This window comes from Psychrobacter fjordensis (assembly GCF_904845995.1).
Taxonomy (GTDB): Bacteria; Pseudomonadota; Gammaproteobacteria; order Pseudomonadales; family Moraxellaceae; genus Psychrobacter; species Psychrobacter fjordensis.
In genome coordinates this window covers 1,503,237-1,529,612 of the sequence record NZ_CAJGYP010000001.1, presented here as the reverse complement: position 1 = coordinate 1,529,612, position 26,376 = coordinate 1,503,237, and the positions used below count along the sequence as shown (strand labels likewise).

21 protein-coding genes are annotated in these 26,376 nt (G+C 42.7%); 10 read left to right on the top strand and 11 right to left on the bottom strand.

Annotated elements, in window-relative coordinates; genetic code table 11:
• Positions 1-41: 41 nt before the first annotated feature.
• On the bottom strand, positions 42-1,415 hold the full coding sequence (coaBC, locus tag JMW61_RS06400; RefSeq protein ID WP_201549990.1) for a bifunctional phosphopantothenoylcysteine decarboxylase/phosphopantothenate--cysteine ligase CoaBC: 1,374 nt from the start codon (positions 1,413-1,415) through the stop codon (positions 42-44).
• A 128-nt stretch (positions 1,416-1,543) separates the two neighbouring features.
• Here coaBC and radC point away from each other — a divergent pair, with 128 nt between their 5' ends.
• The 3 genes from radC to JMW61_RS06385 all read left to right on the top strand — a co-directional run bounded on the left by radC (position 1,544) and on the right by JMW61_RS06385 (position 7,320).
• Positions 1,544-2,227: a RadC family protein gene (radC, locus tag JMW61_RS06395; RefSeq protein ID WP_201549989.1), complete on the top strand. Its 684-nt coding sequence runs from the start codon at positions 1,544-1,546 to the stop codon at positions 2,225-2,227.
• 301 nt (positions 2,228-2,528) lie between these two features.
• The gene (locus tag JMW61_RS06390) at positions 2,529-5,543 is read left to right on the top strand and encodes an acyl-CoA dehydrogenase (protein ID WP_201549988.1); all 3,015 of its coding nucleotides are present in this window, start codon (positions 2,529-2,531) and stop codon (positions 5,541-5,543) included.
• A 400-nt stretch (positions 5,544-5,943) separates the two neighbouring features.
• Positions 5,944-7,320 (top strand): dicarboxylate/amino acid:cation symporter, encoded by a 1,377-nt coding sequence (locus JMW61_RS06385; protein WP_194198149.1) that lies wholly within the window; start codon positions 5,944-5,946, stop codon positions 7,318-7,320.
• Positions 7,321-7,415: 95 nt separating this feature from the next.
• Here JMW61_RS06385 and JMW61_RS06380 read toward each other — a convergent pair whose 3' ends face one another.
• Positions 7,416-8,171, bottom strand: coding sequence for a TSUP family transporter (locus tag JMW61_RS06380; protein WP_110924051.1), 756 nt, complete (start codon positions 8,169-8,171; stop codon positions 7,416-7,418).
• Positions 8,172-8,667: 496 nt separating this feature from the next.
• Between JMW61_RS06380 and nhaA the strand changes: the two genes are divergently transcribed.
• From nhaA to JMW61_RS06365, 3 genes are all read left to right on the top strand, one after another.
• Entirely contained in the window at positions 8,668-9,870 is a 1,203-nt protein-coding gene (nhaA, locus tag JMW61_RS06375; RefSeq protein WP_194198148.1) for a Na+/H+ antiporter NhaA, read from the top strand.
• A gap of 179 nt (positions 9,871-10,049) precedes the next feature.
• Positions 10,050-10,634 (top strand): DUF2799 domain-containing protein, encoded by a 585-nt coding sequence (locus JMW61_RS06370; protein WP_227687372.1) that lies wholly within the window; start codon positions 10,050-10,052, stop codon positions 10,632-10,634.
• Positions 10,635-10,675: 41 nt separating this feature from the next.
• Complete coding sequence (locus tag JMW61_RS06365; protein ID WP_201550396.1) at positions 10,676-12,016, top strand: oxygenase MpaB family protein; 1,341 nt, start codon at positions 10,676-10,678, stop codon at positions 12,014-12,016.
• A gap of 102 nt (positions 12,017-12,118) precedes the next feature.
• Here JMW61_RS06365 and JMW61_RS06360 read toward each other — a convergent pair whose 3' ends face one another.
• Entirely contained in the window at positions 12,119-12,856 is a 738-nt protein-coding gene (locus tag JMW61_RS06360) for an NUDIX hydrolase (RefSeq protein ID WP_201549987.1), read from the bottom strand.
• A gap of 474 nt (positions 12,857-13,330) precedes the next feature.
• On the opposite strand from JMW61_RS06360, the gene JMW61_RS06355 reads away from it, so the two are divergent.
• A complete protein-coding gene (locus JMW61_RS06355; RefSeq protein ID WP_201549986.1) occupies positions 13,331-13,894 on the top strand; it encodes an NUDIX hydrolase in 564 nt (187 codons plus the stop codon).
• Between the two features lie 101 nt (positions 13,895-13,995).
• Here JMW61_RS06355 and JMW61_RS06350 read toward each other — a convergent pair whose 3' ends face one another.
• On the bottom strand, positions 13,996-14,460 hold the full coding sequence (locus JMW61_RS06350) for a hypothetical protein (protein WP_201549985.1): 465 nt from the start codon (positions 14,458-14,460) through the stop codon (positions 13,996-13,998).
• A gap of 158 nt (positions 14,461-14,618) precedes the next feature.
• Complete coding sequence (locus tag JMW61_RS06345) at positions 14,619-17,711, bottom strand: insulinase family protein (RefSeq protein ID WP_201549984.1); 3,093 nt, start codon at positions 17,709-17,711, stop codon at positions 14,619-14,621.
• A 591-nt stretch (positions 17,712-18,302) separates the two neighbouring features.
• Here JMW61_RS06345 and JMW61_RS06340 point away from each other — a divergent pair.
• Both JMW61_RS06340 and JMW61_RS06335 read left to right on the top strand, forming a co-directional pair.
• Positions 18,303-18,764, top strand: a complete 462-nt coding sequence (locus JMW61_RS06340; protein ID WP_110924060.1) for a universal stress protein — start codon at positions 18,303-18,305, stop codon at positions 18,762-18,764.
• 90 nt (positions 18,765-18,854) lie between these two features.
• Entirely contained in the window at positions 18,855-19,316 is a 462-nt protein-coding gene (locus JMW61_RS06335; protein ID WP_197102196.1) for a universal stress protein, read from the top strand.
• Positions 19,317-19,444: 128 nt separating this feature from the next.
• Here JMW61_RS06335 and JMW61_RS06330 read toward each other — a convergent pair whose 3' ends face one another.
• On the bottom strand, positions 19,445-20,380 hold the full coding sequence (locus JMW61_RS06330; protein WP_201549983.1) for a LysR substrate-binding domain-containing protein: 936 nt from the start codon (positions 20,378-20,380) through the stop codon (positions 19,445-19,447).
• 222 nt (positions 20,381-20,602) lie between these two features.
• Here JMW61_RS06330 and JMW61_RS06325 point away from each other — a divergent pair, with 222 nt between their 5' ends.
• The gene (locus JMW61_RS06325) at positions 20,603-21,688 is read left to right on the top strand and encodes a YeiH family protein (protein ID WP_201549982.1); all 1,086 of its coding nucleotides are present in this window, start codon (positions 20,603-20,605) and stop codon (positions 21,686-21,688) included.
• 221 nt (positions 21,689-21,909) lie between these two features.
• On the opposite strand, the gene JMW61_RS06320 is transcribed toward JMW61_RS06325, so the two are convergent.
• The 5 genes from JMW61_RS06320 to JMW61_RS06300 all read right to left on the bottom strand — a co-directional run bounded on the left by JMW61_RS06320 (position 21,910) and on the right by JMW61_RS06300 (position 26,314).
• Positions 21,910-22,119, bottom strand: coding sequence for a cold-shock protein (locus tag JMW61_RS06320; RefSeq protein WP_010201661.1), 210 nt, complete (start codon positions 22,117-22,119; stop codon positions 21,910-21,912).
• Between the two features lie 245 nt (positions 22,120-22,364).
• Complete coding sequence (locus tag JMW61_RS06315) at positions 22,365-22,787, bottom strand: YbaN family protein (protein WP_197102199.1); 423 nt, start codon at positions 22,785-22,787, stop codon at positions 22,365-22,367.
• 265 nt (positions 22,788-23,052) lie between these two features.
• Positions 23,053-24,354 carry a VWA domain-containing protein gene (locus JMW61_RS06310; RefSeq protein WP_201549981.1) on the bottom strand — a complete coding sequence of 434 codons (1,302 nt, stop codon included), beginning with the start codon at positions 24,352-24,354 and terminating at the stop codon, positions 23,053-23,055.
• A gap of 200 nt (positions 24,355-24,554) precedes the next feature.
• Positions 24,555-25,553, bottom strand: a complete 999-nt coding sequence (locus tag JMW61_RS06305; RefSeq protein ID WP_201549980.1) for a hypothetical protein — start codon at positions 25,551-25,553, stop codon at positions 24,555-24,557.
• Positions 25,541-26,314, bottom strand: coding sequence for a P-loop NTPase fold protein (locus JMW61_RS06300; RefSeq protein ID WP_227687371.1), 774 nt, complete (start codon positions 26,312-26,314; stop codon positions 25,541-25,543). The genes JMW61_RS06305 and JMW61_RS06300 overlap by 13 nt, the downstream gene beginning before the upstream one ends.
• Positions 26,315-26,376: the final 62 nt, after the last annotated feature.

The following is a 26,376-nucleotide window of genomic DNA, read 5'->3' as shown; positions in this document are numbered from 1 at the left end:
TGGTGCATCACATACTGTCTTATTCAGATTGAACGCATATCTTAGCTATTATGGCGCTGCCACACTGTTTCACCGATGATGCTAGCCAATTGCTCAGCAATCTTATCTTTGCTTGCTTTTTCAAGCATGACGCTATCATTCTCATAACGCTCTGAAAAGAACACCTGCATAGCATTATCGTCACTAGCAAAGCCAATATCAGCCCGTGAGACATCATTGCAAGCAATCAAATCTAAGTTTTTGGAAATAAGTTTACCACGAGCATAGTGCTCGACATCTTGGGTCTCTGCGGCAAAACCAACGACAAACAATTCTGGATGAGCAAGAGAAATAGTCGCCAAAATATCAGGATTTTTAACCAGATTTAGCATCATTGCATCTTGCGTTTTTTTGATTTTTTGCGGAGCTGCCTCTTCCGTACGATAATCAGCAACAGCAGCCGTCGCAATAAAGATATCAGCGACTCTTACATTATCATCGGTGCTAGTCGTGACAACATCCTGCTCGTCCCCACAATCGCAATCACCGTGGTGGTCATGTGAATGTGAGTGGTCATGATGATCATGGTCGTGGTCATGCTCGTCTTCAGATATGTATTGTAGCTCGCTATGTGTACCATCCACACATTGTTGCGCGGCAGTCAGCATCTCTTGCGCAGATAAAACATCTATACGCGTGACTTTAAGCGGTGTAGGCAGTGCTACTTTACCACCTGTAATCAAAATCACCTCGGCACCGGCAGCCACACAAGCACGCGCCAAAGCAAAACCCATTTTTCCGGTAGAGTGATTGGACAAATAGCGAACCGGATCGATTGCTTCTACTGTCGGTCCAGCGGTAATCACCACTCGCTTGCCTGCAAGTAGTTGCGGTGTCGTTTGCATGGCATTGAATAATAATACTTCGGCCAATAGCTCCTCAGGCTCAGGTAGTCGCCCTGCGCCCACATCACCACAAGCCTGTTCACCGCTTGCAGGCTGTATCACATGATAATTCATGTCGCCCAGCGTTTGCACATTGAGGTTTACCGCTGGATGCGCCCACATCTGCTGATTCATCGCAGGGGCGACAATGACAGGTGCGGTAGTAGCAAGACAAACTGTGGTCAGCAGATCATCCGCCATACCCATCGCAAGACGTGCGAGCGTATTGGCCGAGGCTGGTGCAATGACGATTAAATCTGCCCATTTAGCCAATTCAATATGCCCCATCCCTGCTTCTGCTTGCTCATCCAGTAGTGAGATATGCACCTCATTACCAGTCAAGGCCTGCAGTGTCAGCGGTGTGATAAAGGCCTGTGCACCTGTGGTCATAATGACGCGCACATTAAAGCCCGCTTTGATTAATAAGCGAGCAAATATAGCAGATTTATAAGCGGCGATACCGCCAGTGATAGCAAGCACAATATTAGACATAAGCATGGCAACAATAAAAAAGTTGAAAGATAAAATTGCGCTTATAGTAACAATTATGAGATAAGTTGGGTAAGAATTTCGATATTTACCAAATATCTTTAGCAGCAATCCATTTTCAAGGAGTGATAATGGCGATTAAAGACTGGCATGAAGATGACAGACCACGTGAGAAGTTGTTGAAGTTTGGTGCGGCTCATTTGTCCGATGCAGAGATATTAGCCATATTTCTACGTACAGGCACTCAATCACAGTCAGCGATTGAGCTGGCTCGTCATTTAATCGAGCAGTTTGGTAGCTTAGCAGAACTCTTGGCAGCCCCGCAAGACATCGTCCTAGCCTGTCATGGTATCGGCCCTGCAAAATACTCACAGATATTAGCCTCGCTTGAGATGGGTACGCGCTATTTGGACAGCCAACTCAAAACTGGCCAAGCACTCGGGCGCTCTCAAGCAGTCAAAGATTATATCAGCACCCAATTACGCGGTGAGCATCGTGAAGTTTTTGCCGTTCTTTGTTTGGACAATGCACTCAACCTGTTAAATTTTGAGATACTATTCACAGGCGGCATCTCATCGTGCTCCGTCTGCATGAAGCACGTACTACGCCACGCGTTGAGTCATGCAGCCAGCCAATTAATCATCGCACACAATCATCCTCATACCGACTCCAAGCCATCGACAGCTGATAACTTACTCACCTATGAGCTAAAAAAAGCCTGTGATTTATTAGACATATCTTTAATCGATCATATTATCGTCGGACGTAACGATACTCTATCCTATGCCGAAAGCTGTTTGGCGCCTTTTGGGTAGTTTTATCTGACTTATTTGGTCTTTGGTCGCACTAGCTATATACTTTATGCAGCTTGATACATATTATCGACACAGCGTAGCATTTTAACCGTTGATAGTCGCCTACAACTGTTTCATATTGAGGGCTATCTTTATCTTTTATTTGTCTTTTCCTAATTGGACTTCAAAGCCAATTATTGGTAGCTGGCTTAACCTAGCTATAAGACCACTAAACGTCCGAAAAATAACAACTATATAGATTCGACTATTTTTATACCTACATTTCTCACGCTTTTGGTTCAGCGTTACAAAGGAGACAGTCATGGCAATTGGCTTATTTATTTTGGCAATCATCATTCAATTAGCCATGGTTTTGGCCATCTTTTTGTTGTCCCTGTCACGTGTTACTGGCAGCGTTACTGCCCTTGTTACCGTTATCGTTACTGCCGTTATCAGTCCATGGTCACTTATATTAGGTGTGCCGATAGCACTGCTATGCTTAATATTACTCGTTGCTCCTCTTCGTCAGTCACTGATTACCAAGCCTGTCTATAAAGCATTGGGCGGCGCGATGCCGAGCATGAGTGATACCGAACGTGAGGCACTTGATGCAGGCACAAGCTGGTGGGAAAAAGAGCTATTTATGGGTGCGCCTAACTGGGATGCTTTTGCCAATTATCCGTATCCAGAACTGTCAGAAGAAGAACAAAGCTTTATAGACAATGAAGTAGAAGTGCTGTGTGCCATGCTTGATGAGTGGAAAATTCAGCATGAAGATAAAGACCTGTCGCCTGAGGCGTGGCAATTTATTAAAGCCAATGGCTTCTTAGGTCTGATTATTCCTAAAGAATTTGGTGGTCTAGACTTTAGCTCGTATGCGCAAAGCCGTATCATGAGCAAAATCGCCTCTCGCTCTCCTACAGCCGCTGTAACCTGTATGGTGCCAAACTCGCTCGGCCCTGGTGAGCTGTTGATGCATTATGGTACGGATGAGCAAAAACAACGCTGGTTACCCGGTCTTGCCAAAGGTGAGGAAGTACCTTGCTTTGGTCTAACGGGTCCTGAAGCGGGCTCAGATGCAGGTGCTATTCCTGATACAGGTGTAGTCTGCTACGGCATGCATGAAGGTGAGCAAGTACTCGGCCTACGGATGAATTTCTCAAAGCGTTGGATTACGTTGGCACCTATCGCCACAGTTGTGGGCTTAGCATTCAAAATGCATGACCCAGAAGGCCTGCTCGGAGATTCTGAAAAAACCGATTACGGTATTACCTGTGCACTCATTCCTGCCAGCCATCAAGGCGTCATCACAGGGCCACGTCATAACCCAATCGGCTCGCCATTTATGAATGGTACAGTCGATGGCAAAGATGTCTTCATCCCATTAGATTACATCATCGGCGGTGTCGAAAACGCTGGTCGCGGTTGGCGCATGCTGATGGAATGCTTGGGCGTTGGTCGAGGCATCTCTCTCCCTGCATTATCAACCTCAGCCAGTGAGATGACGTATCTGTCTGTTGGTGCTTTTGCCAAGGTTCGTGAGCAGTTTAAAATCTCTGTCGGTAAGTTCGAAGGCGTACAAGACGCCACCAGCCGTATGGCCAGCAATACTTATATGCTAGAAGCGTTTCGCCATCTCGTTACATGCGGATTGAATCAAGGTGGTACGCCGTCAGTCATGACGGCCATGGCGAAATACTACGCCACCGAAACCATGCGCAGTGTGATCAACGACGGTATGGATGTCGTTGGTGGACGCGCGGTACAGATGGGGCCACGTAACTTTTTGGCGACGCCGTATCAGGCTATTCCGGTCTCTATCACGGTTGAGGGTGCAAACATATTGACCCGCTCATTGATGATCTTTGGTCAAGGTGCCATGCGCTGCCATCCGTATCTATTTGATGAGTTACAACTGCTACAAAGCAAAGATAAAGAAGGGGCGACTCGAAAATTCGATACGCTTTTCTTTAGACATTTGGGTTATACCTTCAATCGTGGCGCAAAAGCCTTCGTCGCAGGTTATGTCGGGGGTAGCAATAATGCCCCAAATTTTGCAGACAGCTTTACCCGTCCCTACTACAAACATATTAACCGCCTAAGCGCGGGCTTTGCCTTAACGGCCGATATGGCGTTGGGATTGTTGGCTGGTGACTTAAAACGCAAAGAAATGCTCTCTGGTCGCTTGGCTGATATTCATAGTCATTTATTTATCGCAACGGCTATTTTGCAGTTTTATGAACATGGCACCAAATCAAAGTCTGAGCGCTTACATGCTGAAGTTGCCTTGCAAAATAGCCTATACACTATTCAAGAAGCCTTTTTATCATTCTTTGATAATTTTCCAAATCGTATGGCAGCCAAATTGGTCAGCTTTGTGACTTTCCCAACTGGTCGTATTTTTACGCCGCCAAGTGATGAACTCAAACGCCAGTTGGGTGATGTCTTTATGGATGACTTTGAGGCCAACCCTTTCCGTGATTATCTAAAAACCATGGTCTACTACACGACCGAAGAAGACGATGTGACTGGGCGTATGGAGCATGCGTATCAGACCTTGACCAGCATCGAACCGTTATGGCAGAAGTTTAAAAAGGCAGAACACAAAGACAGTTTTGAAGGTCTTACCTTTGAAGATCATGTTGTGCATGCCAGTCAAAATGAGGACATCACTGAAGAAGAAGCTGAAGTGCTCATTCAATACAATGCCATACGCTTCGACTCGTTGTTGACCGATGTGTTCGATGAAGATCTATCAAATGTGCAAGAACGTGCCAATCCACATAGCCTCGACAACGCTGTACAGCAACTGACTGACTATGCACAACTAAAAAGTGCAGCACAAGCCAGAAATGGCATTGCGACTGATAACGATGTTCTAGATGATGACTTAAACACTTCTGCTGATACCGATATTTCTACCAGTACCGATAAACCAACAGGGGATGCCAACCCTGATCATGGCTATGAGATTGACGGTGATGTCGAGATGGTTGCTGAGCAAGATACTGTGGAAGAAGTACAAGCACAAACCGACTTTGAAGACTCTGACCCTGAGACAGAAGCACTGGATCCTCGATACCGTGATGCAGAATCGCATTTAAGCGAACGCATGAGTAATAACCATCGTCTCAATAAATACAATGCTGAAAATTCTGACAACTTAGATAGCGATGACAAATCTGACCATTTAGAAATCGCGAATGACAACGTACAAAAATCCAATAATCTGGATAGCACTGAAAACTCACAGGTAGAAGATAGTGTGGAGGAACCATCTACATCCGAGAGCAAGTGGCGAGATGGTCTGCGTCGTGATGAAAGCGATAATGTATAAACACAGCAATATATAAATGTGACCGCGTTCAAGACGTAGAAATATTAAATACCACATAACTATTGTTTGATTTAAAAAGACTGTCCAATTTGGGCAGTCTTTTTTTTGGTTACAAACAAAAACTTTTGCTTATCATTAGTGGAAAAAAGCAGTATTATCTGCTCACTTCAAATCGTGGGTAGCCTTATAAGCAGCTTTACCATTGGGTTTATCTCGGCTGAATCATAAAAAAATGTTGCAGTAACCTTAACAATTATTTTATATTGTTTGAGAGCCTGACATAAAATGACCAATCAAAATTTATAGACGTAGCAAGATCGGGTGTAGAAATAGCAATCATTTACGCATTGATTTATTATCATACCTGCTATTGGACGTTGTACACAAAAGGATAGAGGTTATGTGGAAAAATATGGGACTGACGGGCAAGATCATGGTTGCCATGGCGCTCGGTATCATACTGGGTTTGTTTATAAACTATTCAGGACTAAACGCTGAAGGCGGTTTTGTTAATACCTACATTACAAACGGCTTTCTCGCTATTATTGGCAAGCTATTTGTTAACTCACTCAAAATGTTGGTTGTACCGCTAGTACTTATCTCATTGATTTGCGGTGTGTGCGGTATTGGTGATATTCGTCTGCTTGGTCGTATTGGTACCAAAACCTTTATGATCTACATGTTCACCACCGCACTTGCTATTGCAACGGCGATTGGACTTGGCATCCTGTTTGGTATTGGTAAAGGTATGGACATTGGTACAGATGCTACCTTTGAAGCCGCATCAGCGCCACCTTTGCTTGATGTATTCTCTAATATTATTCCATCAAACCCCATCAGCGCGATGGCCAATGGCGATATGTTATCCATCATTTTCTTTGCGATTTTGATTGGTGTCAGTATCTTGATGGTTGGCAAGCCTGCCAAAGGCTTGGTTAAAAGTTTAGAGCTCATCAATGAAGTCATCTTAAAGATGGTGACTATCATTATGAACCTAGCACCTTATGGTGTCTTTGCACTATTGACTAAAGCCATGGCAGAGCTTGGCTTAGATTTGATTTGGTCATTGCTTGGTTATGTGGCTGTATTGATCGGCTCATTGGCGTTCCATTTCTTTATCACCATGATGATTGTCCTAAAAGTCGCTTCAGGCTTATCAATCAAAACCTTTTTGGCAAAAATGCGTGAAGTACAGATTTTTGCATTCAGCACCTCAAGCTCGAACGCAACGATTCCTATTACCTTACGTACCGTTACTAAGCGTATGGGTGTCAATAACTCTGTTGCCTCGTTTACCGTTCCTTTTGGTGCCACCATCAACATGGATGGTACGGCAATCATGCAGGGTACAGCGACCATTTTCATTGCCAATATTTATGGTATTGATTTGGGTGTGACCGAATACTTAACTGTTATCTTAATGTCCGTATTGGCCTCTGTCGGTACCGCTGGTGTACCGGGTGTTGGTCTGATCATGCTATCGATGGTATTTGCACAAGTTGGCTTACCTATCGAAGGTATTGGCTTAATCTTAGGTGTGGATCGTATCCTAGACATGCTACGTACTGCTGTGAACGTTGGTGGTGATGCTGCTGTGACAGCTATCGTAGCAAAATCAGAAGGTAAAATGGATGTAGCCATTTATAACGACCCTAATGCTGGTGCCAAAGACGTATTTGACGGTCATATTGATGAAGACAATGAGCGCGAATTCTCAGAAGTCTTTAGTGATGGCATCATGGGTAGCGAGTACGATGATGTCGATCGTCGCAGCTAACCACGCTTGCTAAAGAGACGTCCATAAAATAAAAACCTCAGTCAAAATTGGCTGAGGTTTTTTTATAATCAATAATCAGTAAAACCAACAACTAATTAGCCAAATACGTATTTAGTAATCATCGCCAAACACACCACCACGATCATCGGACGAATCAGCTTGCTACCGCCCTTGACCACCATGTGAGAGCCAAAGTACGCTCCTATCGTTTGTCCAACCATCATCGCCAGCCCTACTTTCCACAAGACATTACCGCCTATGATAAAGAAGATTAGCGAGCCTACATTGGTGGATAGGTTCAATACTTTTGCGGCACCTGTCGCTTCTATAATCTGGCGACCGCGCAATGCCACATTACCAAGCGCAAAAAACATACCAGTGCCTGGCCCAATATAGCCATCATAAAAACCAATGATTGGTGCAACGACTTTTTGCCATTTACTTTCGGATATACGCGGTGCCGCTTCTACCTCACCCAGTCTAGGTGCAAACAATGTATAGATACCAATAGCGGCAATCAAAAACGGAATCAGCTTTTCGAGCAAATCCGGTGGCGACATCTGAACGGCAATCGTACCGATAACGGAACCAATAAAAGCAGCAATAATACCTACTTTTATACGTTGCGGCTTTACGACACCTTTTCGAATCATCGTAATAGACGCTGCAAGCGCACCTGATGCAGCCTGCAGCTTATTGGTGCCTAGCGTGAGTACTGGCGGGATATTAGCAAGTAACATGGCTGGTATGGTCAGTAAACCGCCGCCGCCCGCGATGGCATCAATAAACCCTGCCAACGCTGCCACAGCCGTAAGCATTAAAATGACTTCTAATGAAAGTGATAAGTCCATGACTCTGACCTGCAAAATTTATAATAAAAAAGAAAGCCCTACAAATCGGCTCTGGGAATTAGATTTAAAATACTGCTATTAGCATTTCTATTAATATTGTTATTGATACTGTTATTAAAGTTGCTGTTGAAGTAGCTTTTAGGGTAGCTATTGATTTTGCTAATGTCGCCCATTATAGAGATAAAGGGCTAAAAAAAACCAAAAACATGGCAAAGTCTGTTAAATTTGTCTAACCACTTACCAAATACACAAGATAAAAACAGTCTGACTAAAGATTGTATCGACTGGCTGTATTTTTATCTATGACCTCAACTTTGTCGCATCGCTATTACTAATATGCTGAGCTAATAGTTTTTGATTGACGTATTTTGTTGTGTATATTAATAAGAGTATGAGAAACTGTTCTTGTCTGGCTACTATATCGTTGAGAGCAGTAGTATAGATATTTGAAGTTATTGAACTATTTAGTAAATTGTATTTAGCAAATGAGGATGATATGGCAATACGAAGGATTAAGGCGTTTTTTGAGTTTGAGGCGGCAGGCGGTATCGTCTTAGCATTGGCTGCGATTGCTGCAATGATTATTGCTAACTCCCCTCTTAATACGTGGTATGAAGGCTTTATCCATGCCCCTGTTGCTATCCAAATCGGTGAATTTGCTATCGCTAAAGACGCGCATCACTGGATCAACGATGGTCTGATGGCGATTTTCTTTTTCTTAGTCGGCCTTGAGCTCAAACGCGAAGTCTTAATTGGTGAGCTATCCAACGTCAAACAAATCATACTACCCGCTGGTGCGGCATTGGGCGGCATGATTGCCCCTGCCATCGTTTACTTACTCTTTAACTATAATGAGCCTGAGTTTTGGAAAGGATGGGCGATCCCTGCGGCCACAGATATTGCGTTTGCGCTTGGTATCTTGAGCTTGCTAGGTAACCGTGTACCCAACTCCCTAAAAGTATTCTTAGTATCGATTGCTATCTTTGATGATATCGGTGCGATTTTGATTATCGCTTTATTTTATACTAGTGATTTGTCATTACAGTCATTGGCATTAGCAGCGTTATGTCTGCCTTTCTTATATATTCTTAATCGCCGCAATGTCACTAGTATCACGCCTTATCTACTCATCGGTGTGATTATGTGGGTCGCAGTACTCAAGTCTGGTATTCATGCCACCTTGGCTGGTGTGGTCTTAGCACTATTTATTCCTATGTTTGACCGTACTGATCCTGAGCATTCTCCGCTTGAGGAGTTAGAGCACGATCTACATAATACCGTTGCCTTTGGTATCTTGCCATTATTTGCATTTGCCAACTCAGGCATATCACTCAAAGGTGCAGGATTGGCGGAATTGTTCCACTCTGTCCCGCTGGGTATCGCTGCTGGTCTATTCATCGGTAAGCAAGTTGGTGTGATGGTCATGTGCTGGTTAATCTTTAAACTTGGTATCTCAACGATGCCTAGAGGCATGAACTATAAGCAAGTTTACGGCGCTGCTTTACTATGCGGTGTGGGCTTTACCATGAGTTTATTCATCGGTGGCTTAGCATTCGCTGGCGACACTGCCATGTTCGATGAGCGCTTAGGTATTATCATGGGTTCAATCGTTTCAGGTATTGCCGGTTACATCATGCTCAAAGTCAGCTTGAAAGACAATGTAAGTGGTACGTCAGTTGATTTGACTCGTCCGCATTGATGATAAGGTAAGCCACTTAAGAGCGATACAGCGAATAAGTGGCTCATTACCCAAGCCTTCAAGGTATTTTGGCTTAAGAGTTTTTTGGCTTAAGAGTTTTTTGGCTTAAGGATTTTCTGCTTAAAAACATTCTGACTTCAGGATGTTTTCATTCAGGCTCATCGCTATAGGAGACAAGGATGCGACGATTTATACAGCGACTCTCGTCAAGTATAGCTATCATTGGTAGTATTTCCTTACTATCAGGATGTGCCACTCTCTCTAAACAAGAATGCCTCATCGGCGACTGGCAGGCTATTGGCTATAATGATGGTGTTGCAGGTTATCAATCGGACCGCTTAGCATCACATGCCAAAGCCTGTGCCAAGGCCAGCGTGGCTCCTGACTATCAAGCATGGGAGCGCGGTCGCCAGTTAGGGCTCAAACAATACTGCATCACTGATAACGCCTATAACCTTGGTAGACGTGGGCGTAAGCTCAATAATGTCTGTCCAGTCGCCATAGCGAGCAATCTACAACAAGCCAATCAGCGCGGTTTAGATTACTATAATCTAGAGAATCAACTAGACAATGACAAGAGACTGTTAGAAGAGTACCAAGAAGAATTCGATAAGTTGGAAGGTGGTGCAATGCTAGGCTTTGCCAACGAAAAAGAGGCGCGCGCACGTTTACTATTGCTCGCTGATGAGCGACGCCAAACCAAACGCCGTATCGATAACACGCAAATGCAACTAGACTCATTAAATCAGATGAATAGACATTAGGGCATAATGAGAAAGTCTAACTATAACGGCACTTGATGAATATGGATTCAATCGATATAAATAAAACAGCGACTGATAGCACCTCACCTCATAAGCAGCCTTCAGCGAAATCTTATCTACGTCATGGGCGTACCACCGCTATTGATGACCACAGCGACCTACAAGTCCTAAAGCGCGTCAAACGTTATTTATTACCCAAAAACTTCGTCATCTCGCAAGACCTATTAGATGAAATAGTCGCAGGCTATGATATTGGCGACCCGCTAGCAGATGCGTTGGCTACTGATGGTATTCGTTTTGCGAAGCCGTTGCAGCAACTCATTATCGACGAAAAAGCAGATAGTGACCTCACACAGAACCCAGCATTCAATACGTTAACGGCGCAGTTTGGCAGCCATCCTGATTGGTTCGATCCCAAGTTGGCGCAAATCGGTGCAGTCGCCTATCGCCGTTATCCACTCATGCTCATTTGGCTATTACGTAATGTCGCATTGATGGCAGGCTATAGCATCCCTGCTCTGTCTTTACCACTGATTCAGACTGGCGCATTGATGCACGATGCCCTACCACGTTTGATGCGCACCTATGCCTACATACTGGCTGTCTCTGAACATCCACAGTCAAGCATGAGCAATGACCAGAAACCTATTGATGAAGTATTAGCTATTGGCTCTGAAGGCTGGCGACAGTCTATCAAGGTGCGTCAAATTCATACCTTAGTACGTCAAAACCTGCTGAAAGGTAAAGGCAATGCTGCCAATGGCGTCATAGCAGAAGTAGATCAGCACCGTAATCCTGATGGCAGTTGGAATACTGACTATTGGGGCATCCCTATCAATCAAACCGATATGATTGCCACCCATTTGCAGTTCTCATTATTGATTATGCGCGGGCTGCGACTGTTGGGCGCGCGTATCAGCACCGAAGAAGCAGAAGGGATTTTACATTTATGGAATCTGGCCAGCTACTGGATGGGCGTTGATTTGGATCGCTTGCCAAAAGATGAGGCCGCCTGTTGGGAGTGGCTCTATACCTATCTCTCTATACAACAGCTTGATTTTAAGATGGGACAGCCACTGGCAAAAGCGCTACATGACTTACCACGCCAGCTTATGGGTGAGGACAATAGACGTGGACGCTTCGTTGAAATGGTCAATGCCAGCGTGACACGTACGTTGGTTGGCGATGATATTGGTGATGGGCTAGATTTACCGAAATCTAAGATACGTTTTGGCATCTTGTCTTCAGTACCTATTTTATTTGCACTAGATACAGCACGGCAGCACAATCAAACCATTGCTAAAAAACTAGAAGCCTTCCGATTCAAGCGCCAAGATAATATGAATTGGTGGCTAAAGAAAAATGATGACTACTATAAGTAAATAATCGGTTCAATATAATTTGGATATAAGTAAGCCGAGTGAAAGTACTACAGCTAGTAGACTAAGTCAGACTGACACCGTAGCCAATTTATAGAAGGTTGACTATAACCGCGTGTCTTGTATACGGTAATACCATTCAAGCTGTCGATCAAAGCCCGTCTCTAATAAGCTAGCAATCACTCGACCTGTGAGACCCCATACCGTCTCACCATCCACTTGCCAGCTGGGCGTGAGGATGGTCGCTTTTTCATCTTGCATCGCATATTCCACAGCATACTCTACAGTAGGCTGAGTGACTAACGACTCAAAATCCGCCCAAAAAATGCGTGAGATTTCGCCAGGTTCTGGTACTAATATCAGATCGGGCGCAATGAGCGCAACGATAGGCCTGACACTCATGCCACTTTTAGAGATCTGGATAGGCAGTTGGCCGATCAGCTGGACTTTATTAGACGGTAGTGCCGTCTCTTCACAGGCTTCACGTAAAGCTGTGATCACATTATTGCCATCGCCCTGATCATGTTTACCGCCCACACAAGACACCTCACCCGCATGACTGTTCATGTGCGCAGCCCGAAGCGTCAGTAGCAACTTAGGGTGACGCTCATGAGTAATGGCTACCAATACTGAGGCATCTGCAATCGGTGTTTGATACAAACTGTCTAAAAGACGAGCACTGTGAGAACCCTGATAAGAGTCAGGCATTGTTGCACTAGTAACGGTATTTAAAGTTTCACGTTGCACCCGCTCAGCCAGCTTTCTGAGCGTGGGATAACGAATAAAGGTTGGCACAGCGACTGAAAATTCATCCAAACTCACAGACTGTGGGGGAAGTAACATTGTAATCGCCCTATATTTTTATCAGTATTCATAATCATTACAAGAAGGTTATCTCTTTTACGATATTAGCGCAGTATACCCTATCACTGCACATGCTTTATGTGACCGCGACTCCTTATCTAGTGCACTCGCAAGTACAGAGTAAGCGTATCAAAATTAATCAGCTCTAAACGGGCTGTTTTTACGAGCACTGCTCGTACGACAAAATTTGTGTTATCTTAGACTGAAGCACGGCGACTATAAACACGTCTAAACAGTTTAAATAGAAGACAGCCGAATGCTAATAGTGGTGAACTCGATGATCTAGCCAATGTAAAACAGTTTGGCTATAAATGGTTTAACCATAAACGGATTGGCCATAAATGAAAACAAGATAGGCTATCAGCCTACAATAAGAATGATAATTCTTAAAATAATGACATCTTTTTCTTATCTATTTTTTTATTCCTACTATCATTATACAAGGCAGTTGATATGAGCTATTGTCTCCAATGCGGTCATAAAGCAGAACGAAAGATACCACCCACAGATAATATACCGCGCTTGGTATGCCCAAACTGCAACTATATTCATTACGAAAACCCAAAGGTTATTTGTGGTTCACTTGTCGTACATAAAAACCGAGTGTTGCTATGTCGCCGTGCCATTGAGCCTCAATACGGCTTATGGACTTTACCGGCAGGTTTTATGGAAAATGGGGAGACCATGGCAGAGGGTGCTGCACGTGAGAGCTATGAAGAGGCTGAAGCGGTCGTTATCAATCCACACTTATATTGCCTATATGATATTCCTGATATCGGGCAAATATACTCTATTTATTTAGCTGACCTCAAAGATGGTGCTTATGGGATTGGATCTGAAAGTCTCGACTCTGCTTTGTTTGCTGAAGAAGATATTCCATGGGATGAGATCGCTTTTGAAGCCATACGTCGCACTCTAAAAAGCTATTTTGAAGACCGTAAAAATTTCGATGATCATGCTGACTTTCCTGTACATCAAGATCATATCGGCAAAGATCAAAGTATCAAACGTTTTTAAACGTCGGCTCAACGACCAATCTATCTGTTAAAAAAACCGCTATCTCGAATAGAAATAGCGGCTTTTTATTGCCTAACATTTTAATCGCCTTGCAAAACTTATCATGTCTTCCAAAACCTTTGCATGTACCACAAACTATAAAAGATGACGGCATAATGAATAATTAAGGTAACAATTCCCACCACTGCCATCACTTTATGCATACCACTATTATGAATGTCTACCCATGTGATATTGATGTCCATACTTGTTATAAGTACATTCATATTTAGTACAAACATAACCACTGATACAGCGGTAATCATCAGCACAGAGAGAACGGCTATACGACCACATTCAGCCTTGTCCAACCCTCGATGTTGATGCTTACGAAATAAAAACGTCACTGCCATATTTAGCACAGCAATGATAGCAACGGTTAAAAGCACACCGCCCACTATAAAGTTGAGTTGATTTAAGACATACGTCAACAGCACATAGCTCAGTGCATAAAAAACAGCATACCCTAACAAGCTTTTATAAGAGTTAGTGTACTCAGTCACTTCTATGATGGGTTTATTTGCCAAGTCGATTCCTATTAATTAACTGCTAATACAAAATTTCTCCATCTTAAATTATTTGCAGACAAAATAAAAGCAGACAATAATTTAGTATTGTCTGCTTATTTAATACTTAATTCCGAAATTTGGCTTTTATTTAAAGATTTCTTATATAAAAAGCGATATTAGCTCTTTATTTTACAAACGTTAAAGCCAAGATTTTTAACAGCTTCTTCTTTATCATAAGGCGCTAATACTGCACGTACATGCTCCTGGCCTTGCAGATATTGCTTGGCAACGCGCTGTAAATCAGCAACCGTCACTGCCAATATTGACGCACGCATTTTACGCTGCCAATCGACACCGCGATGATGTAAGTCAGCAAAGCAGGCTTTGACAGCCTCACCAGCTGGAGAGCCTGGCTTATCCATACCTGAGATAATACCCAAGATGGCTTCTTCTAACTGCTCGTCGGTCTGAGGTTCATTTAATAGCCATTCGATACTGGCATCAAAATGAGCAAAGGTCTCAGCACACTGCGGATCACGGTAGCTAAAGAATTTAAACGCACACGCATTGGCATCATAACCAGCACCACCACCATAAGCACCACCGCGCTCACGAATGGCACTGTGTAGATAGCCGTTGCGTAAATAAGGCGCCAATACCATCAATGCTGCCGTGTCAGGATGGTCGGCTGCTGGAACGGTATAAGCACTGGCATTATGATAGACGTTGGTTGGTACTAGCCAAGCCAAATCCTCAACATCGAGCACGTCGTTTTTCACATCGTCGCCACTTTCTAGTGCTTTGGCTGTGTCTTTCTCACCGTTCAGCGCTGTATCAAGTTGCAAGTCTGCAAACTCGCTCGGGATACTGTCTTCAATGCTATTCTCAGAACTGCGGATCTGCTCGGCAATCTTTGGCGCTTGGCTGTCTTTCCAACTATCGACAATCAAGCCGCTTAAGCGTTCGCTTTGCTCAGCTTCACAGATGATAACGGCGTGCTTAGGCAAGCTGATGAGACGTTGATGTAAATCCATCAAGCTAGTTGCCAATTTATCCCACTGTGCATCATCCGTACTGGCATGCGTTAAGAAGTCCTTTAGCGCATTCAATGCTGGCAGACCGCTGCGCACATATTCCAACTGCGCTTGGCGACTCATACCACGACTGGCCGTTTGCATAGCGTATGAATGACCAGATCCTGCTAGGTTTGACTGCCAACCTGCTTGACGCTGCTGCAAGATTTCTTTGATACGGTCATGCTCAGAGAAGATACTGTGCTCCATCACTTCTTTGAGCAAATCAATCGCTTCAGGCTTACGATTCAGCGCACGCGTTGCCACAACAAAATAACTGCTAATCGCTTGGCTATCATCAACATTGGTACGTTGGCTAATACGAGCGGTCACACCAGAAGAATGCGCTGCCTGCTTGGCTTGCATTTCATGAGCACTGAGCGTGTCCGTCCCTAACTCTGACAACAGACTTAAATAGATAGGCAGTAATGGATGATTAATCACGTCATTGACTGGCAGCTCATCTGCATTCGCATTACCAATCGCATCGGTCAACGGGATGATGACTTGATAGTAATAGATGCCGTTAGTACCTGCTTCATATTCAAATAAAGTGCTATCTTGCCCGCTCAAGCGCACCTGTTTTTGGACGCCTTCTTTAAAGCTGATATCCGTTGGTACGTCTTCTAGACCTACCTTTGGCAATAAGCTTAAATCATCTGGCGCGGCTTGACGTGCGGCCAAATCTAAGGCTTGTTGCTTTAAAATAGCTTTATCATCAGCGGTCAGATCCATCGCGATAGTGTCTAGACGCGTCTGTTCAGCGGCAGCAAGACGGGCGGTCTTTTCACTATCCGGTGTCAGTGTGACGCGGACACGATGCTGATTGTCTAACAGATGGGTTTTGATTAAATTCGGTAGCCATTGCGCATCTTTTACTTGCTCACGCAGCCACTGCAAATGCTCATCAACTTCCCACACATCAATAGGATTACCATCATGAATGGCCGTACTAAAACCTTCTAGCATCAAGTTCAGACCGTAAGGAATGCTATCACCGCCGATATGACGCTGATCAATCTCGATCTGGTGCAAAATAGTTTCGATGGTTTCGTCATCGACTGGCGAGCTGGCCACTTCTGTGAGCAAATCAAGAATGCCCTGTTCTACTGCTTCTGCATGTTCAGGGTTTGAACCGCGTAAACCTGTATAAAAGACCATCTCGTAATGACTGTCATCGAGTCCCAATAGTGGACTTGGCGCTTTACCCAGTGGATGGCTGTCAAGATAGGCACGCAGCAGCGAGCCAGCATGCTCAACCAATACGCCTTCTAATAGACGTAATGCCAAACGCTGCTTGGGATCAGTAATCGATGGTAATAACCACGCCACGACATGATGGGTTTGATCAGGGCCTGCTTCGTCAGCCGTATAAGTATCTACCGCACTAACAGGTGCAGACAAACGCTGCTCTGGACGTGATACGTGCTTTTTGCCCGCTTCAAACTGAGTTAAGGCATCGTCATGAATTTTAGCTTGCGTTTCAGCAACTGGAATATTACCAAAGCTCATAATCACGCTGTTTGATGGGTGATAATGACTTTGATGAAACTCAACCAGCTCAGTGTGCGTCAAATCAGGAATATCAGCAGGATCACCGCCTGAATTATAGTGATACGTCGTCGTTGGGAACAAATGATGAGCGACCGTATGATATAACTGGTCAATCTCACCGCTCATTGCGCCCTTCATCTCGTTAAAGACAATACCTTTGAACTGCGGCTTGTCATTTTCATCTAACTCAACACGAATGCCTTCTTGAGCAAAGTCGAGCGGATGAATATTAGGAAAAAACGAGGCATCAAGATAGACAGCAAGCAAGTTGAAATAGTCGTTTTTGTTTTGCGTTGCATACGGATAAGCCGTCCAATCAGCGGCGGTCATCGCATTCATAAAGGTATTGAGCGAACGTTTAATCATTGAGAAAAAAGGATCACGGACAGGAAATTTTTCAGAGCCACATAGCGCCACGTGCTCTAACACATGGGCTTCCCCTTTTGAATCCATCGGCTGTGTGCGAAAACCAACCAAAAAGGCATTTTCGTCACTAGGATGCGCCAAGTGATAATGCATGGCGCCTGTTTTGACGTGTTGGCTTATCAATACGTCCATCGAGAGCGCATCAATATGGCGATGCTCTAGCAGCTCAAATGCAGGATGCAAAGTTAGGTCAGCATTAAATAACGTGTCGGTCATAATTTTCCTTATGGATTGCCCTATTTTATTTAGAATAATATGCTATTTATGACCAAATCTAGCCAGTAGCGATAAATAAAATCAGGGTAAACAATAGATAACTAGTGAATGTCATACTTATCGTAGGGTCGTTTTTATATGCTATTCATATAAAATATTGTGAGTATTATTGTGATTAACCTATGAGTAATATTCAAATTTAATGGCAGGTATCAATACATCATCTCAAATGACAGCGATACGCCTGTATAAATTAAAAAGAATTTGCCTAACGGAAGTAGATGGGGTTTGCACTGTCATAAGTCAAGCCATACATCTGGCAATAATACAGTCAATTCTCTATAGACTAGTGACAGCATTAACCTTGCTCAGAGTATTCCATATAAATTGGCACTCGGTTGGCTTAGCTCTCTTTTCTATTAAAGCCTTTTTGGCTCAAACCTTTTTGCCTCAGACTTTTATGGTTAAAACCTTTGTGGTTAAAATCATACAACAGCACTCAATCATTACCACAATTAAATAATGGATTTAACCCTTAACAAAGCCAGTCGCCACTGTTACTATGAAGTTAACTATTAATAGGAACATCTAATGAGCTACCAACATGTTTTATTGGTCACAGACTTATTGTCCGATGCTGATAAGGTTGCCCTAAAAGCCAAACGCATCCTTGCAGGCTCTCCTGAAGCCAAACTGACAGTCTTACATATCGTTGAGGATGATATGGTACGCTTTGGGTTTGAGTTGGTTCCTGCCTCTAGTCTGTCAGGTGATGTCGATGGCGAACACTGGCAAGAAGCTCGAGCAAATCTAGCACAGTTCTTGGAGCGCAATGAGCTGAGTGCAGTCGACGCTGAGGTAACTGCCGCTATATCCAATAGCAAAGGCATTGTCAATTACTGCCAAGAAAAAGCTGTCGATTTACTCATTATCGGACGCCACGAGCGACGTGGTATTGCCGCTTGGTTAGTCGGGGCGACTGCAGACAACATACTACCAAACGTGCCTTGCGACAGCCTAGTGGTGAAGCTTGACCAGCCTGTAACACAGTAATCGATTATTCAGAAAAAGATAGCCAACGCTTACTTAACAGCGGGCATGGGTAGTGCTATAGTTAAGACTATCTGCTACGAGGAAAATCTCATGAGTTATCAACATATATTACTGGTTACCGACTTATTATCTGATGCTGACGTGGTCGCCCAAAAGGCCAAACGTATCGTCGATAATCGTCCTGGCTCTAAGTTATCGGTATTGCATATTGTCAAAGATACGATGGTTGGTTTTGGCTATGAGCTGGTGCCCGCCTCAAGCTTATATGATGAGATTGATGACGAACGTTGCCAAGAAGCCCGCGCTAAATTGGCAGAATTTTTGGAACGCAACCAGTTAAATGCCGTCAATTCTGAGGTAACCACTGCTATCTCAAACAGCGAAGGTATCGTCAATTACTGCCATAAACACGATGTGGATTTATTGGTCATTGGTCGTCACGAACGCCATGGCATTGTCGCTTGGTTAAGTGGCGCTACGGCAGATAATATCCTACCGAACGTGCCTTGTGATAGCTTGGTGGTCAGACTGGATAAGCCTGTCACAAAATAACTTATATGACAAAGATCAAGTGACGAGAACTAAGTTAGATAACTTGTATCAAAATAGCCTCTAATAAAGCGTTTCATAGAAAATTACTATGGAACGCTTTTTATTGTCTGTCTTTAACGCTTTGACCCTTACTCTGATGTCAAAATATCAATGAAAGTCTGCCAAATAGGGCTTTGATGGCGAGCTTTGTGCCAGACTAGCCACCATGTCCGCGACAGATCAATTCCTGCCACAGTCACTTGTACTAATGTACCCGCCGCCAGCTCCGTCTCAATCACATGCTGCGACAGACAACCCAGTCCAATATCGGCACTGACCATGTTTTTGATGGCTTCTGACTGTTGAATCGCCATAATCACCTCCGCATCGGGTAAATGCTTTAGCAACTTCTCATCGATGATCTGCCGCGTACCTGAGCCTGCCTCTCGCACCAATAATGGTAATCGTGCCAGTTGTTCGATACTAAGCTCGTAACAGTTATCCGCATCATTATAGGCCGCGATATCTATCAGCCACTGACTGTCACGCTTGGCAAAGATCATTAACGTATCCGTTCGCCATTCTCGCTGCTCAATGGCCTTCATATCTGTCGGACGCGGCATCCCTTCTACTAAGGCAATATCAATGTTGAGTTGCTCAACCTCAGCGACCACTTCTTGAGTATTGGCAATATAAGTGTTCACACTCGCATCTGGCAATGCTTTGTATAACTTAGCCAGCAGCGGTGGCAATACATAGTTGCCTATGGTGGTACTCGCGCCAATATGAATTTGCCCTGCTTGGTGCTTATGATAATGCTCAAGCGTCAATGACTGTCCCAATATCGCTTGCGCTTGCACATAAATGGGATGAGCATTGGGATGCTGATTGAGCCGACGTCCAACGCGCTCAAATAGCGGCATCTGTAGTCTAGACTCCAGCTCAGTCAGCGCGCTACTGACCGCTGACTGTGATAAATGCAGCTCTTCACCGGCACGGCTGGTGCTGCCTGTCTGATAAATACTCACAAATACCGCCAATTGCTTTAGCGTAATCTTCGGTAGCGTCTGCATCGCTTTTTTCATTAGTTCATGATGCCTTATGTCAGTTTTTAGCCTGTTTTATTCGCTATACCCATCTTGTTTCAATCTCAATATTTTTACTATCAATCTTGAACCATTAGCATTAACCTAAAAAATCGATAGTTTATATCTTATTAATCTGTTTTTATTATAAATCAGCTTATCTTATACTGTCCATTCATAAGCTTATGCTTATTTTGATTAATGACAATAGGACAACCTGTCATGAATGCCTTAACCAAAACAGTGACCAACTATTTCCCAAGCAATCGGCACTTAGCAGGATTGGTCGTGGTGCTGGTCGGTAGCTTATTTTGTTTATGGCTCAATACTGGTCTAGACACTTGGTCGAACGGGCGCATCGTCGGATTGTCCTCTTTAACATTAGCGATTTTGCTCGGTATGCTGTTGGGCAATACTGTATATCCTAATTTCGCCGAGCAGCTAAATGCTGGTGTATGCTTTGCCAAAGGTCAAATCTTGCGCTTAGCCATTATATTTTATGGGTTTAAGCTGACGATGACACAAGTAGCTAGCGTGGGTATGCCGGCGATTATGACAGATGCTTTGGTACTGACATCGACCTTTTTATTGACCTATTGGCTGGGTACGAGATGGCTAAAAGTCGATAAAAAAACGACTTTATTGATTGGTTCAGGCGCGAGCATTTGCGGAGCCGCCGCAGTCATTGCCGCAGAGCCAGTGGTCAAAGCAGAAGCACATAAAGTCACTATCGCTGTGGCAACCGTCGTCGTCTTCGGTACTATTGCGATGCTGCTATATCCATTTTTATATCATCTTGGCTGGTTGCAGCCTTGGCTAAATGCTCAGCAATACGGCATTTATACTGGCTCGACCATACACGAAGTGGCACAAGTCGTGGTCGCAGGTAACACGATCAATCCTGATGTCGGTAATACAGCTGTCGTGACCAAAATGATACGCGTCATGATGCTCGCCCCTTTTCTACTGATTTTATCTTTTGCTTTAACCAAGGGTGACAATGATAGTCATGGCGAGACATTGTCATTTGTAGACCGCATCAAACAAGTCAATGTGCCATGGTTCGCCTTTATTTTTATTCTTATCGTTGTATTGCACACATGGGTACCGATGTCTGACAGCTTTGAGCGAAGTATGGTCAAGTTTGATGATGTTTTGCTGACGATGGCGATGTTTGCACTGGGGTTGACGACTCATCTGAGCGCGATTAAACAAGCTGGCGTTAAACCACTCATCTTGGGGGCTATTATGTTTGCTTGGTTAATCATTGGCGGTGGTCTGATTAATATTGGTATTAGCTCTATTTAATAGCCTCTTTTCTCTCGCCCTGATAACTCATAATTCAGCACACTCCATAAAAACAAAAATGCCTACAACTATCGAAATAGTATGTAGGCATTTTTGATTCTATACTTTGAATTCAAAGCCATGTGAAATTTAACGGCTCATATCAAATGACAGACGTAAAAAAACGAACCCGAAGGTTCGCTTTTTTTACATCTATTCATCTATCTGTCTATAAAGACAAATTAGATAGCAACGATGTTATGTGCTTGTGGGCCTTTTTGACCTTGAGTTACAGTGAACTCAACTTCTTGGCCTTCAGCTAAAGTTTTGAAGCCTGAACCAGTGATTTCGCTGTAATGAGCAAAAACGTCTGCGCCAGTTTCTGGAGCGATAAAACCAAAGCCTTTAGCTTCGTTGAACCACTTAACTGTACCTTTTTGAGTATCTGACATATTGATAATCCTACTTTTTAATTTATTAATGGCCTAGTGACCGGTAACGCTTGCAAATAGCTACTGAACGATAAATATTAAAACGAAGGATTATAACTAATACTACGAGGTAATGATTTGGTGCAGAACTGCTCTTAAGCTTGGGCGTATTATAAGGGGAACATCCTGATTTCGCAAGTCTTATCTGAGATTTCGTGTAACTGGAGGCCTTTTTTCGCTGTTTTTTGACCTATTTTCACTGTTTTTTAGGCATTTGGTAAACGGAACAAATACACCGCTACCCCACTACAGACCACCGCTACCGCCCATGCCATCCACATCATATCGGCAGGCAAACGATAAAATAACATAGACGTCGATATTGCCATCATTATCGTCGCTAACCACTTGGCATAGTAAGGCACTGCATGATTATTTTCCCAATCACGGACAAACTTCCCAAAGAACTTATGATTGATCAGCCAAAAATGAAAACGCCTTGAGCTACGTGCCCAGCACCCTGCCGCCAGCAATATAAACGGCGCGGTGGGCATCACTGGTAGTAACGCCCCCACTATTCCCAACACAAAAAATAGCCAGCCTAACGTCAAAAAAAGCCAACGTACGGTGGGGCTCTTCGATTGATTGGTCTTGGGACGGTGATAAAACGTTTTTTTTGATTGAGTCATAGAAGTCATGTTTTTAGACGATACGGCGATAAAGGCAAGCAGCTACTTATTTATAAGATAGCTACCTATATAGGTAAGTAAGTAAGCATGCAATACCACCGAAAGCGATACAAGACTATTTTTGCGAGGTTTTTGCTATAAATAGGTAGGTTTGGTTAATGATGGGTAAATAAACGACCAAACCTATCTCTTGCGTTACCTTTATGGATACCTATCTAGGTATTTATCGACTGTTTATTAGTTCTAGGTGTTTATCGACTGATTATTAGTTACCGCTCGTCACTATCCCAAGCTGCTTGGCTTCTTTTAGCCAGCTTGGAAACTCTTCTAGCATATTTTCATATAAGGCTTCTTCGCTAATGTCATCCAAATCATCTAGTTCAAAAAAGTCGCAATTATCAATCACGCGCCCTGCCATGTCATCTAGTTTTTTTAGGATGCCATAACCACGACCACCCAAGCCCACGAACTGCCAAAATATCGGTAGTTTCGCGGCTTCCGTCATGACTCTCGTGATACCGCGATTGTCATTCACCCCGCCATCACTGATAAATAACACGTAGACAGGCACATCCAAGCCATCCTTTTGATAAAACTCCGTCACGGCTTTCATGACCTCTGCTTCGTTATTCACACGTGGACCAAGTGCCCATTTGCGCCAGCCGCCATGAGCGTTGTCAATAAAACCGTCATAGTTACTCAGCCCAATCTCGCCCAAATACTGCGGATCTCGGGCAAACGCCCAGCAATCTAGCGCTTGGTCGTCATCGAAGCTCACTGCCAATGGCAATATGCGGTTGACCACTTCTTGCACGCGGCCTTTTTTGTACTGTCTGTTCATTGAGCCTGAGGCGTCTAACACCAACGCTACCTTTGCGGTTAATTGCTGCAATTGGCGTTTCTCAAGCGATATGGTGGCTTTTTTGGCCAGATTGACGAGTTTTGGGGCTTTGTCTAGCATGACCTTTTCTAACGATGGTTTTGCTTGAACTGGCGCTGCGGTTACGGCTGCTGCTTGCGGGCTACTCTCTTCTACATCGCCACCGAAATGCTGCACGATGGCAGCAAGTCCACCATTAAAGCCTTGTGCGACGTTAGATACTCGCCAAACCCCACCTTTACGGTAAAGTTGCATCAACATACTGGCCTGCTGCTGGGCAAAGTCTGCTGCTTGATACTCTGCCTGTACCTTTTGTGACTGCTGCCAAATGCCAATCTCTAACGATTGAATTTGATTGAGCGGCGTGTCGGCTGATAACACAAAAAACAAGCTGTCTATATTCGCAGCCAGTTTGGATAAATTCACTTCAAATTCGGCTTGAATGCCTTTACTCGCTGTTGGCTGCGACTCGTAATGGGTGAGCTTGATTTGCCCGCATGGTGAGGTCGGCTGATTATAAAACACCATGTAATCATCATTGATCAGTTTGCCCGCTGCATCTAAGGCAAAGCAGCTGATGTCCATCTCTATTGGACTTTGGCGAGTGAATTTGAGCGTGATTGGTACGGTATCGTCAATAGCAAGGTTACTTAAAGGCGCACGTTGTCCGACGGTAAGATGATTCATAGTGTTCCTTACGTTATATTTTTATTCCTTTAGAAATAATAGACTAATTACTGATATTAAAAAACCGCTAACAGCATGTAGCGATAACGGTTTTTTATTATTTTTGGTAGAGGGGATTTATACAATCCAATTTTAATAGTTACAAACTAACAACCATCAAATAATAAAAAACACTTATTTCTATAATGATTACTAATACCTCAATTAGTATATTTCCTTTTAATTTCTTCTAAATATTTCATTTTCTTCTCTAGTAGATCGATTAATGTTTTCAGCTTCAATGCTATAAAATCATCTCTGTCATCCTTTTTAAGATAATCTTGGATATGTGTAGATAAAGCTTGTAAAAAAAACAACTCCTCTAATCTATAAAATGATATAGGTCTACCATTCATAGTATGGTTATCAGGATATCGATGATTTATTACCATAGAAAAACCAAAAATCCTACTATCATCTTCTATTAATTTTTGGAATATCACCTCAGGATCGAAATTATGAAAACAGGCTACAGTAGAATATTTTTTGTCAATAATATTTATTAAATTCAAAAAATCTCCAGATTCTATCATGTTGACTAAATCCTCTCTATCTTCCCTCTCTGCATATACTTTATATTCCGCAACAATCTCATCTATTTTGCTATTTACTAGTCTTGAAACATCCTTAAAATCAGTGTCATCATCATTTATGTATGCTAAGCCTGTAGAGTTAAAAATCCGGTCTTCTCTATTCTTTCTATTCCATTCTTCATTAGTATGGCTTTTTATATACTCACACGTTATGTCTCTAACTTCCTCAACACTGATAACTGTTTTAATACCCACTTTTGAGAAGGTTATAAGCAAACTAACAACATGTAGTAGAATAAGTGGATTATTATATTTAAAATTTAAAAAATCTGTCTGCATAGATTCTAGATTTTTATAGAAAGTGTTTTTATTAAGATGATCATAATCCCAAAGTTCCCTCCAAGAGGGCTTAACCACTTCCTTCTTAAAAAAATATAATTCCTGAATAGTTTTTATCAATTCATCTTTATTTATTATATTATTCTCTACGATATCTTTCCAAGTTTCAGATTTGAATAATTGATATTTATTATAAAAAGACTTTAATATATCTGAAATATTTTCTAAATTACCAGCTATCTTATATGTAAAAGAATATATGAAATACTGATGAACTAGATTCTCCATAAAAACTGAATTTTTTTGAATCTAGGCGGAATATATTTTACAAAATACTTATAATTGTCAATCACCTGAGTTAAAACTCTAAAATTATTATTACCTGATTTATCAAAGATATTTCTAATACCTTCTACATGATTATTTAAAATACTATATCTATTAACTATTTCTGAAAAAACCTCATTATTATTTGCAACTAGCTTATACGTTTTGTTTATAGTTTTTTCTTTGAAGTCACTAAACACACTATCGGTTATCTTATCTTCGTTAGCGATAATAATTACGGTTAAACCTGAAGTCTCTACCATACTATTTATATAACCCAAGACCTCCGTATAGTCTAGTAGAGTCCTCTCCAAGTCATCAAAAACGAAAATAATATTTTTCTTACTGTTCTTTTTTGAGAAATAATCTAAGACTCCATCCAAATTTATATTAGCATTTACTGAGTTTAATTTCGTATTTTCTGAATCTACGTCAACTTTCAACCCAAGTTTCAGTGCACTTTTAAAGACAGTATTTAAAACTTTAACTGGTGCAGAGCTCAGCACAGGATGTAGCTCATCAAATATTGCCTCATCAATAGCTTCTGTACTTTTCAAGCCAAAAAGACTCACATATACATATTTGTTGTTCTTATCATTTTCAATAAAATTTTTAATAAAATGTGTTTTACCTGAACCCCAATCGCCTTTCAACATTACGGCGTACTGAGGTTTATCCATTGTTATAAATTCTTTTAAATAGCTTTTAATATGTTTATTCACTAAACTAACCCCCAAATAAAAATTATTCTATGACTTTAGAAATAGTATAGTCGATTCAATTT

Coding starts and splice junctions, on each gene's coding strand:
- coaBC (WP_201549990.1), bottom strand. CDS start 1,415: ATGTCTAATATTGTGCTTGCTATCACTGGCGGTATCGCCGCTTATAAA.
- radC (WP_201549989.1), top strand. CDS start 1,544: ATGGCGATTAAAGACTGGCATGAAGATGACAGACCACGTGAGAAGTTG.
- JMW61_RS06390 (WP_201549988.1), top strand. CDS start 2,529: ATGGCAATTGGCTTATTTATTTTGGCAATCATCATTCAATTAGCCATG.
- JMW61_RS06385 (WP_194198149.1), top strand. CDS start 5,944: ATGTGGAAAAATATGGGACTGACGGGCAAGATCATGGTTGCCATGGCG.
- JMW61_RS06380 (WP_110924051.1), bottom strand. CDS start 8,171: ATGGACTTATCACTTTCATTAGAAGTCATTTTAATGCTTACGGCTGTG.
- nhaA (WP_194198148.1), top strand. CDS start 8,668: ATGGCAATACGAAGGATTAAGGCGTTTTTTGAGTTTGAGGCGGCAGGC.
- JMW61_RS06370 (WP_227687372.1), top strand. CDS start 10,050: ATGCGACGATTTATACAGCGACTCTCGTCAAGTATAGCTATCATTGGT.
- JMW61_RS06365 (WP_201550396.1), top strand. CDS start 10,676: ATGGATTCAATCGATATAAATAAAACAGCGACTGATAGCACCTCACCT.
- JMW61_RS06360 (WP_201549987.1), bottom strand. CDS start 12,856: ATGTTACTTCCCCCACAGTCTGTGAGTTTGGATGAATTTTCAGTCGCT.
- JMW61_RS06355 (WP_201549986.1), top strand. CDS start 13,331: ATGAGCTATTGTCTCCAATGCGGTCATAAAGCAGAACGAAAGATACCA.
- JMW61_RS06345 (WP_201549984.1), bottom strand. CDS start 17,711: ATGACCGACACGTTATTTAATGCTGACCTAACTTTGCATCCTGCATTT.
- JMW61_RS06340 (WP_110924060.1), top strand. CDS start 18,303: ATGAGCTACCAACATGTTTTATTGGTCACAGACTTATTGTCCGATGCT.
- JMW61_RS06335 (WP_197102196.1), top strand. CDS start 18,855: ATGAGTTATCAACATATATTACTGGTTACCGACTTATTATCTGATGCT.
- JMW61_RS06330 (WP_201549983.1), bottom strand. CDS start 20,380: ATGAAAAAAGCGATGCAGACGCTACCGAAGATTACGCTAAAGCAATTG.
- JMW61_RS06325 (WP_201549982.1), top strand. CDS start 20,603: ATGAATGCCTTAACCAAAACAGTGACCAACTATTTCCCAAGCAATCGG.
- JMW61_RS06320 (WP_010201661.1), bottom strand. CDS start 22,119: ATGTCAGATACTCAAAAAGGTACAGTTAAGTGGTTCAACGAAGCTAAA.
- JMW61_RS06315 (WP_197102199.1), bottom strand. CDS start 22,787: ATGACTCAATCAAAAAAAACGTTTTATCACCGTCCCAAGACCAATCAA.
- JMW61_RS06310 (WP_201549981.1), bottom strand. CDS start 24,354: ATGAATCATCTTACCGTCGGACAACGTGCGCCTTTAAGTAACCTTGCT.
- JMW61_RS06305 (WP_201549980.1), bottom strand. CDS start 25,553: ATGGAGAATCTAGTTCATCAGTATTTCATATATTCTTTTACATATAAG.